The 10,328-nt window shown below is 55.6% G+C and carries 5 protein-coding genes; all 5 read right to left on the bottom strand.

Going from position 1 to position 10,328, the window contains the following annotated elements:
* Positions 1 to 89: 89 nt before the first annotated feature.
* Positions 90 to 2,510: a GWxTD domain-containing protein gene (locus OXH16_01225; protein MCY3679988.1), complete on the bottom strand. Its 2,421-nt coding sequence runs from the start codon at positions 2,508 to 2,510 to the stop codon at positions 90 to 92.
* A gap of 126 nt (positions 2,511 to 2,636) precedes the next feature.
* Positions 2,637 to 4,961 carry a M60 family metallopeptidase gene (locus OXH16_01220; GenBank protein ID MCY3679987.1) on the bottom strand — a complete coding sequence of 775 codons (2,325 nt, stop codon included), beginning with the start codon at positions 4,959 to 4,961 and terminating at the stop codon, positions 2,637 to 2,639.
* 159 nt (positions 4,962 to 5,120) lie between these two features.
* Positions 5,121 to 7,106, bottom strand: coding sequence for a hypothetical protein (locus OXH16_01215; protein MCY3679986.1), 1,986 nt, complete (start codon positions 7,104 to 7,106; stop codon positions 5,121 to 5,123).
* 20 nt (positions 7,107 to 7,126) lie between these two features.
* Entirely contained in the window at positions 7,127 to 9,106 is a 1,980-nt protein-coding gene (locus OXH16_01210) for a hypothetical protein (GenBank protein MCY3679985.1), read from the bottom strand.
* Positions 9,107 to 9,332: 226 nt separating this feature from the next.
* On the bottom strand, positions 9,333 to 10,316 hold the full coding sequence (locus OXH16_01205) for a PorV/PorQ family protein (protein ID MCY3679984.1): 984 nt from the start codon (positions 10,314 to 10,316) through the stop codon (positions 9,333 to 9,335).
* Positions 10,317 to 10,328: the final 12 nt, after the last annotated feature.

Genomic DNA, 10,328 nt, shown 5'->3' with positions numbered 1-10,328 from the left:
TATATCGATCAGTATTGACCACCCGAGGCATCGGTTATGGGCATGGGTTCTCCTTTTTCGCTTTTATCCTGTTCATCCTTCCATCCTGCTCATCCTGATCCGCCGTAGAAAAATACGACTTCTCGCGTTGCTTTTTCTCCGCTTACTTTGTCCTGTACGGTGATTTCCACCACATTTACCCCCGGTTTGGCTTTTTTCAGGTCGAGTTCTACGTATTCGCGTTTTTCTTCGTCGGTTCCCACCTGTTCATAGGTCACGGAGACCTGGGGTTTTTGCTGTCGCAGAAGTGCGCGAATTCCCGAGGTGATGACGCCTGCGAGGCCTACGGTGTTGCGGGGGTTGAATTGTACGCGGTATTGCACTTTGTAACGGGTTTGCCCGAAGGTGTCGCGTTTCAAATTGTAGATTTCAAAATAGGCAAATACCCGGCTGCCCTGGGGGTAGCTTCGGGAAGCCATTGGCGATACGTAGATGTCTTTTTTTTGGAGGCGGTCGTTGGTGCCCGTGTCGGCGATTGAGGAGGCTAACTGGATACCGCTGATTTTTACGCCTTCGGAGTTGAAATCAGAGACCGAGAGTTCTTGTTTGTACGCACCTGTGCGCCCGGATAATTCGTCTTCCAATTGTACCTGTAGCTGATATTTTTCTCCGGGAGATGCTTCAATGCGTATGACGTCGGGGATGAATACGCCCCGGGTTTTGGGAAATTCCCGGCTGTTCTGGTAGGAGAGTATTTCGTGTGCGCGGTAGATATTTTCATGGCTTGCGTCCGCCAGGGCGAGGGTGGCTTTTGTGTATATGAGATAATCCCGGTCGCCTTTGCCCACAGTGACTTCTGCTGGGGGTACTCCGTAATACACTTCTACGATGGTTTTGCCATCTGGTCCGCGGAAGTCCGCGACGTCGTAAAAGAAGTGGAGGGCGTCTTTGCCCACGCTGGGGCGATAATAGTCGGGTACAGCGCCGATAGATTGCTGATAGATGACCCCCGGGGCGTATTCCATGAGCCGCGCCACGCTGGCGATGCGGTTGTCGCTTTGGGGCAAGGGCGGTATGGGCGCGAAGTCAAAGTGTCCGTTTCCGACTTCGTCGGTAAAGGTAAATTCCACGCCGCCTTGCAGTTGGGTATATGTCCAGGTTTCCCAGGGGACGGTTTCGAATTCGCGGTCTGATGTTACGGGACTGTAATTCAAGAAGCGTTGCTCTGTTCGGGGGGCGACCGATAGATCAAAGGGACTGGATGCGACGAGGTCGGGTACTACAAATTGGAATCCCAGAGTTTCGGCTTCTTCTCCTGGATTCAGGGCGAGGTTGACGTCGTCTTCTCCTGCGTCTGTGCCAAATACGCCGGTGTTCAGGCTTTCGTTTGTGATATTGCCTTCAAATGGTTTGCGCTGGCTGCGTATGGGAAAGACCGGTCCCGTGAATGTGTGATAGGTCGCGGCTGGTCCCCAGATATCGGCTGCCATTCGGTTGCGAACGGCTTCTACTTCTGAAGATATTACAAATTCGCGCTGGTTGGAGCGAGACCGATAATCGGGTTCGCCGTACCGGATATAGACTTCGCCCCTTTGATCCCAAGGGCTGATTTTTTTGGAAAAGAAGGTGCGCGCATACCACACCCGCCTGTAGTGTTCTACGATGCGTTCGTTGATTTGGGTCAGAAGATCCGAGTCTCGCCGCCGCCAGAATTTTTGCAGATAGTCCAATTTTTGAGATTCTTCGGGCAGGCTTTGATATGCGTGCCATTCCTTTTCTGAGGCGACGAGAGATATGTCGGTGTAATAGGCGCGTTCGGTTTTGTCAACGCGTTGTAAATAGCGTTCGTAGTAGTTCAGGGCGAGGCGGTGTTCTTTTTGATGAAAATAGCCTGCGGCGGCGAGGGGTAAGAGGCGGAGTTCAGGGTCGTGTGCGTTGATATAGGGAATGATGTGCGCCGCGATCTGGTCGTGCTGGTCGGCCTGTACGCAGGCGAGGCCAAAATAGTACAGTCCGTCGGGGTTGTCCGATTCTACCTGGATATATTTTAGATAGTAATCTACGGCTTTCTGGTGGTCTTCCTGAAATCGTTCGTACAATTCGCCCAGTAGGCGGTACGCAGGCCCATAAGTCGAGTCGAGTTTGGTCGCTCGTTTGGCTTCGCCTACGGCTTTGCGGAAGTTGCTATACGCCGATAGGCCCGAGGCCGGGCGTTCGGCATAGACGAGTCCCAGGCCCACATACGCTTCTGCCAAATTTTTATCCAGTCCTTTGGCCATCTTGAATGTGGCTTCTGCTTTTTCAAAGTCGCGGTTTTTTAAGTGCGCATAGCCCAGGCGAGATTGGATGTGCGCATCTTGGGGGAAGGTTTTGGTTAAGTCCGAGAATGTCGCAATGGCGGCTTCTGTCTGCCCCTCCCGAAGGTACTTTTGCCCCAGGGTCAACAGGGAGTCCCGCTGGTTTGCTGCCGACTGTTCCGGGGATAGGATACAGAGGAGTGTATAGAGGATAAAGATTCGAGTCCATGTCATTAGAGAACCTCCACCTGTGCGGTGTTACGCAGGTAAAAGGCGTCTTTGAATGCATTCAAGACGCCTCTTCATAGGATAAGATCAGATAAATATATGGTCTTTCAAAGTCTGACCTGTCATTATCTCTCATAAGGGCGGGAAGTTGGGAGGCATCCACACTGGCAGGTCGGCGATCGAGTCCCGCGCGGCCTTCGACGTCGGTATTCCCCAGGCCTCGAAGAACGGGCCGAGGTTGCGACCCACCGTGCGCGAGAAGCGCACCAGCCACTGGTCGCGCTTCTCGCCGTCGCTCTTCGGGCGCTCGTCGTTGGGCAGGGCGCGGTATGTGGCAAACACCTGCCGATAGGCGTCCCAGCCAAACGCCTGCTGCATCTGCGCGTACATGATCAGGGCAAGGAACGCGTTTTTCTTCCAGTATTCGAAGGTCGGATTATCAAAGTTGTAGGATGCCATTAGAGCGGCCCATGATCTTTTTCTTCTACCGGGAAACTCTCCGTCAACCATCGGGATCCCGCATATAAACTCATAGATGTAGAGCGTGAACAGGTTGACGGTCACCTCGGTCGTGCCGGCGAATGTCCAGTCTTTGTGCTGGTGGTTGTGGCCCACCTCGTGGAAGAAGCCCCAGTTGCCCTCCGAGCGAATGTGCTCGGCATCCACCAGGTTGGACTGATGGTTCAGGTGGGCCATCAGGGGATAGCCGGAATGCATGGAACCCGCCGAAATCTGGCGGTCCACGACAAATCGCTCCGGGCTCGAGCGTGCATTGGGCGGCCAGGCGGCCAGGTCTGCGGCCAGGTCCAGCACGCGATCCCAGGTCTCAGCCACGGCGGTCGGGTCGTCGAGTCCGCGCACCTCGGAAGAGCGGGTGGTGACGATCATATTCCGCCCGGCGATCTCTGCCCAGGGAGCCGGTGCATGGCGGATCTCCGCACGCCAGACGGCCGGGTCTGTCTCACCAAGCACGAAGAGCGGTGCCGCCACTGCGCCCTCGATCTCGACGGTGATGCGCCCGAAACCGGGGTTCTTCTTTGGAACTTCGATGTAGATCAGGCCCCCGAAGGCATTGGCGACGCGGGTCCTGGAAGCGGAGATGGGGAAACGGTAGCTGATTTGGGGCATGCGCTTCCATGTTGGCCGTCTCCAAATTTGGTCGCTGTGGGCGCCAATGCGCACGAAGAAGCCGCCGTTGGCGACGCGAGTCGGTACCGTTACCGTGACCAGGTCGCCCGGCGCGGCGTAGAGTCCGGTTGAGTGCCAGCGAGGCACGGTGGTGTCGATGATAAGGCTACGTGTCAGGCGTGGGGCGTCGGTTGGGACGGAACCGGGAAAATCTGTGTCCGCAGGATGAGCGCGCACGGATTGGGGTGGGGTGCGGTGATGCTCAGACACGAAGAGCGTAGCGACCATGCGGGCGACTACATCAGATTCGTCCACCGGGTGCTTCGCCGAGGGCCAGCGGGTCCCTTTGTAGTTCGAAAAAAAATCCTGCATGTCCGGTGCGAACAGCACGTCGTTCGGAGGCAGAGCGCGGATGGTTCTTGCCAGGGTGTACAGAGTTTGGTCAACCTCCGGCTGTGTGAGCTTACGCCTGCCTGCGATGTGCGCCTTGACCGCATCGAGTGCCTTGACAGCGTGGGTCAGTTCAGACGGTGGTTCGGCAACGGCATAGCCCGCTGGCGATGTGCGTTTGAGGGAGTTGTTTAACCACTGGATGCCGATGGGCGCGAGCAGGCGGTTACCAGCGAAGTCATTGATGATATCCAGCTTTGGGTGCAGACTCGCCCAGCCCCAACCGTTGGCAGCTGTCACCAGACCACCTCCGGCACGCACGAACGCCGACAGTGCTTCGAGCTCTGGCGCGCTCTGATTCCCCATGTCCACGGCCACGACATCCACCGCTCCCAGCGATTCCGATGTCAGGGAGGCTTCGACCACATCGTGACCGGTCCTGGTCAGCCAGGCGCGTAGCTGTGCGTTACCGACGACGCCAATGCGGGGGCTGGCTGAAGCTCCGCCCCCCGAGACCCAGGCGAACGCGTTCGCCATCAGGCGTGCGGTGTCCGCCTTCTCAAGTGTGGAGCTATTAAAGTAGCCTTTGTGCCCCAGAGCGACGACGCGGCCTGCCTGCCAACAGCCTGCCGCGATGACCGGGGCGCGCACGGCATCAGCGGCATTGCGCGGGGCACCCACGATCACCGGAAAGCTCTCAGGGCCATAGACGAAGAAGGAACTCGGCACACCAGGGGCCGCGATCTCGGCGACACCATCGAGCAGGGCATCGAGGTCATCATCACCGGGGCAAAGTGATGCTTGGGCCGGCATTGCAATTGCAAATGAGATAATTAATAGCAATCCTATTTTCAGGGTGGACCCAGAACCGCCTTTTTCAGATTTCAGCACTTGCGACGTTGCTCGCTCTTGATGTGCGTTTCTGTTCATGGTGTCCATATTGCCAGTTCCATTGTGCTGTCTCTCCATTCGACAACAACATCAAAATATAGGGAACTCGGATGGCCTTGTCGAACAAAAATCAATCCAGCCTCCTCGCTCCACTCGTGAGCTAAAGATCCTCCTGCCTTCATCGCTGTCTTCTTTTATTTCACACTTCTACCAATAGTGCACCAGATGCCCTTCTCCCGGCCACCACAACGCGTCGATGAGGAATGATAGGACAACTCCGGCTGTGTAGCCCACGAGGAGACCGAGAAAAGCGGGTTTGGAGCGGCGGTAGAGGTTTACACCACCGACAGCCATAATTATAGATTTGCACGCCCAGGCGATGAAGACGGGCATGACGAGGTGGGCGGTGTTGTCGGCGGCGGATAGCGTGAGTCCGATGGGATGCAGGGGCCAGCCCGGGAACCGGTAGCGCAAGAAGGTCAGCAATGCCATCAGGCCCGCCCCGATTGCAAAGAAGACCATGCGCTCGCCGTCGGGTGCTTTGGGCGTGTGCATCATGGTTAGCGTCGATCCGTAGATGCCTTTTGGGTCGCCGCTGAAGAAGGGGAAGCGCGGGAAGTTGTACGCCCCGTGAGAATAGCCCAGGTGCAGGGTGTAAAATACGGATGCGGCCAGTCCCAGCAAAACGCTTATGCCCGCCCAGAATAATAATGCGCGGCGGTTGCCCTGGATGAGTTCGCCCATTTTGATCGATTGTGCCACGCCGGGCGTGAATAGTCCCCGCATGTAATCGACAATGGAGTACGACAGGGCAATGCCCGTCAAACTGCCCGCAGACATGACTTGTGTGCCGCGCATGTCCATGACAAATGCCTGCGGTGTTACTGTGGCGCCCGAATACACCATCCCGGCTTCTGATACGACCCGCGCCAGGCCGATATAAATTACGGATAGCGCACATAGAAAGACGAGTGCGGTTGTTATGTCCATGCCGATGCGGCAGAGCCAGAAGAGCACAAAAGACAGGCTCACCAAAAATACAAAGACCACTGTGCGGTAGGCCAGTACTTCCTGAGAATCATCGGCGGGATACGCTTTTCTAAATGCTTTCAGGAAGACGTCTCGCAAATGCCTCCGCGCGACCCATAACCGCCATACGACCAGGCACGCCAGCGCGCCAAAGCACTGATAGGCTTCGGTGGGGGGATCGGCGCTGAACGAGTCGGTTGATCTGGCTATCTGGTAGCCCAGGCGGTTGAATATGCCGCCTTCTACAACGTGTAATAAGAAGAAAAACCAGACGGAAAACAATACCTGTGTGTTGGCAAAGTACGCAAAGCCGATGGTGAACAGGTTCAGGGGTTCCAGATAGACGTGGGGAGAATACCGCGTAAAATTAAACTTTCCGGCGTGGGGAAAGATCCCGATTCCGGGCATGAGGGGATAAAACCAGGATAGGGAATTCCACAAAAATAACAAAAATGGTATTGCGGCCATGATCCAGAATAGCTTGCCCCGCATAAATCCCGGCAACAGTTGTTTTGACCGCGAATCTTGCGCCATTTCCAGGGGTACGGCCACGAGGGGATAGACCAGTTTTTCGTGTTCTGCCCACTGTTTGCGCAAGATGACCATCATGCTGGCTGAGAGCGCGAATACTGCGACGATAAAGCTCGCCCACCACAGCAGGGGCATCAGCCACACTTCCCAGGGCATGGACGCGCCGGGTGGCAAGCCTTCGTAGAACATGCGCAGGGCTTCGGGGTCTATGGGTACGACCCACGAATCAAGGTTGGGATGATAGAATTCTCCCCATCGATTTTCGGGCGTGGCAAAGTAAATTGGCGTGGAAATGACGCCGATGAGAAATCCGGTTACGCCCGAGGCGGGTACCACGCATCCCACCATGCCGATTGCCGCTATTGCCAGCAGTTCTGAGGGCGAAAACGCGCGGTGCGATCCCAGGATTTTTAAGAGCGGGTTGACGGCTGCGACCAGCAAGACAAATACGGCCATCAATGTGAGTTGGAAAAAGCTCAGGTTCAGTCTGGATGCATGCACCACGGTTTCGGCATAGGTTACCCACAGGTTGATGAATACCACTGCGCCCAGTGCAATTCCAACCGAACGAACCGTCAGACCCTTTTCCTGCTGGGGATCGATTTCATGTGCAAATTCTGTTTGTATTGCCACGCGTTTTGTCTCTCAAAAATTTACCACCAGTGAACTGAGTGTCCCTGACCGGTCCACCAGATTGCATCGACGAGAAATGACCATACGACGCCGGCTGTGTACCCGACGAGCAGGCCCAGGAATAGGGGCATGGCTTTGCGGTAGAGGTTTACGCCGCCGATGCGGAGCAAAGAGGCTTTGCATACCCAGGCGATGAATACGGGCATGACCAGAGATGCCGTGTTATCGGCAGCGGAGATGGTCAGGCCGATGGGGTTGATGGGCCACCAGGAAAATCGGTATCTCAAGAATGTCAACAGGGCCATTATGCCCGCGCCAATGGCAAAAAAGATGATGCGGTTTGGGTCGGGCGCTTTGGGCGTTCGCATCATTGTAAGTGTAGATCCGTAGATGCCTTTTGGATCGCCGCTGAAGAAGGGAAAGCGCGGGAAATTGTACGCTCCATGTGTATAGCCCAGATAGAGCATGAGACATACGGAAGAGATAAATCCGGCGAGTACGCCGATGCCCACGCAATAGAATAACAGACGGCGGTTGCCGCGGATCAGGTCGCCCAATTTGATCGATTGAGCCAGCGCCGGGGTGAATAGCCCGCGCATATAATCAATGAGGGAGTAGGACAATGCGATGGCCGTCATGCTGCTTCCGGATATGACGTGGGTGCCGCGCAGGTCCATGACAAATGCCTGCGGTGTTACGGTGGCACCCGAATATACGACGCCGGCTTCTGAGACCACGCGCGCGATGCCGATGTAGATGACGGCGACGCCGGACATAAAAATCAATGCGGTGGTCAGGTCCATTCCGATTTGCAGGAGCCAGAATAAGACGTAGATGAGGCTACACGACAAAATTAGAACTGCGGACCGGTAGGAGAGTATTTCACCGCGGTCATCTACCGGATGATTTTTGTCGAGTGCTTTGAGGACGACATCGCGCAGATGCCGCCGCGCGACCCACAATCGCCACACGACGAGACAGGCGAGTGCGCCAAAACACTGCCAGGCTTCGGTGGGCGGGTCTGCGCTGAAAGAATCGGTTGACCGCTCGATTTGATAGCCCAGGCGGTTAAAGATGCCTCCTTCCAGGACGTGGAGTAAAAAGAAAAACCAGACTGAGAATAGGACCTGTGTATTGGCAAAGTACGCAAATCCGATGGTCAAAAATTGCATGGGCTGAATGTACATGCCAGGCGAATAGCGCGTGAAGCGGAAATATCCTCCGTGCGGCAGGATGCCGATGCTGGGCAGGAGCGGATATGCCCATGACAGGGAGTGCCAGACAAAAATCAAAAATGGTATGGCCGCTGCAATCCAGAACATGGGACCGCGCATGAATGCGGGGAGAAGACGCGCAGAGAGGGCGTCCTGGGACATCTCAATGGGTACGGCGGCGATGGGATAGGCGAGTTTTTCGTATTCTACCCATTGTTTTCGCAAGATAATCATCAGTGTGGCGGAAACGGCAAATACAGCCACTACCAGACTGCCCCACCACGCGAGTGGTGCCAACCACACGCGCCAGGGTATCGCGCTGCCGGGCAATAAGCCCTCGTAAAAGGCGCGTACAGCTTCCTGATTGGTGGGTACGACCCACGAGTTGAGGTTGGGGTGATAGTACTCGGCCCATCCGTTTTCGGGCGTGGCAAAATAAAAGGGGGTGGAAATTACCCCGATCAAAAATCCAGTGATGCCGGATGTGGGCACGACGCAGCCCACGATGCCAATGGCGACAACGGATAGCAATTCGGCAGGTGCAAAGGCGTAGCGACGATTTATAGATTTGATCAGGGGGTTGACCACCCCGATCAGGATGATGAAGATGGCGAGGAGGGTTATTTGAAATACGCTCAGGTTCAGGCGAGAGGTTTTTACCACGGTCTCGGCATAGGTTACCCACAGGTTGATGAAGATCACGATTCCAATGCCCAGGGCAACCGAGCGGAGTGTTATGCCTCTTGCAGGTTCACCTGTTGGGTCTGATTGCAGTGCTTCGGCCAAACGTCTCTCCTATTAGCACAAATGGCACACCCCGCACGGAAGTCGGATTGTGCTCCAATTCCGGCGGGGTATGAAAGATACGGCGAAACGAATAGACGAATAGACGAATAGACGAACCCTGCCCAACCACCCAAAGTCAGTGCGAATCCCGATTCGCAGATGAACTGGCCTGAGAGACGGCCAGTTGTACCCCGTTCCGTTGATTCGTTGATTCGTCAGACTCCTCCTACAGTGAACCCGAGAGGTTCAGGCGCAGGGGCGGGTCGAACAGATCGCCAAGATTGCTATACGATACGTCTAAGGCGATGTGTCGTCCGCCGAATTTTCCCTTGAGACCGCCGCCAATACTCCAGGTTTCCACATCGTATTTGATCTTATAGCCCGCTCGAAGCGCGATGAGGTTCTGTATCCAGAGTTCACCGCCCAGATTCCAGCGCTGTTCGCGGTCGGTGAAGAAAGCGCCTTCAAACGAGCCGGTCAGAGATACGGGATCGCCGAGGTTGCCGTACAATTCCATGGCTATCCCGGTGTGGAATACCAGGGGCATTTCCGATTTTTCGCTCACAATTTCCTGCTCTCCGCCCAGGTTTTTCATGTTCATGCCAATGCGCAGGCTTTGAAAGCCCGTGTACATCAAGGTGCTGACATTCACGGAGACTGCGCTGAGTGTCTCTGGTCCCAGCGCGGATTGGACAAAGCGCAAGGAGGCTGCTGACGAGAGCTTGTCGGTCAATTGATAGGCGTAAACCAGGCCGATGGCGAGGTCGCCCGAGTTCACCATCGCACCGGTGCCGTCTGGTTCCATGGTGGTTGTTTCGGGCATGTCGGGCAGGGTAAAGTTCACAAATGATACGCCCAGTACGCCCCACTGTCCGGTGTTGTAGGCGAGAGATCCGGTGACAAATGACGATTCGACCAGCCATTGGGTGTAGCCAAAGGTATATGCGAGATTATTCACTTTGGTCAGGCCCGCCGGGTTCCAGATCATGCCGTCTATCCCGTCGGATACCGCGGTAAAAGCATCGCCCATGCCCGCGACTCGGGCATTGTTGGTCACTTTCAAAAAATTGAATGTGGATGGCTTGATCTTGCTGCGGCCCTCTGGATTCAGGACTTCTTCGGCTTCTGGGAAGAGTGCCTGCGCCGAGGCCGGAGCCGATAGGGCGAGCGCCATCAAAACGATTAGCACTGCGGACATCGTATGTTTCATAGTATCAATCCT

Source organism: Gemmatimonadota bacterium, assembly GCA_026705765.1.
Lineage (GTDB): Bacteria > Latescibacterota > UBA2968 > UBA2968 > UBA2968 > VXRD01.
The sequence above is the reverse complement of the archived record's forward strand: the minus strand, read 5'-3'. Positions and strand labels throughout refer to the sequence as shown.